Here is a 601-nt window from a genome sequence, read left to right as displayed (position 1 = left end):
ATTCCCTATTACAACTCAGGGAACAACGGCAGTAACTTGGACTTTCAATGATGGAAATGGAAACATTACTACAGCGAATCAAAATGTAATTGTAAAAGATATAACGGCTCCGGTAACTCCTGTTTTGGCTGATGTAACTATCAACGGATGTAGCGGAACTCCTGTAGCTCCTACTACAACTGATAATTGTAAAGGAACAATCACTGGAACAACAACTACAGTATTCCCTATTACAACTCAGGGAACAACGGCAGTAACTTGGACTTTCAATGATGGAAATGGAAACATTACTACAGCGAATCAAAATGTAATTGTAAAAGATATAACGGCTCCGGTAACTCCTGTTTTGGCTGATGTAACTATCAACGGATGTAGCGGAACTCCTGTAGCTCCTACTACAACTGATAATTGTAAAGGAACAATCACTGGAACAACAACTACTGTATTCCCTATTACAACTCAGGGAACAACGGTAGTAACTTGGACTTTCAATGATGGAAATGGAAACATTACTACAGCGAATCAAAATGTAATTGTAAAAGATATAACGGCTCCGGTAACTCCTGTTTTGACTGATGTAACTATCAACGGATGTAGCGGA

At 38.9% G+C, this 601-nt stretch carries 1 pseudogene; it reads left to right on the top strand.

The annotated features are described in order from the left end of the window. Positions 1-601, top strand: a pseudogene (locus EOD40_RS18040) (hypothetical protein); the annotation flags it as partial.

Source organism: Flavobacterium sufflavum (assembly GCF_004016525.1).
In the GTDB taxonomy this organism is placed as follows: Bacteria; Bacteroidota; Bacteroidia; order Flavobacteriales; family Flavobacteriaceae; genus Flavobacterium; species Flavobacterium sufflavum.
The sequence above is the reverse complement of the archived record's forward strand: the minus strand, read 5'-3'. Positions and strand labels throughout refer to the sequence as shown.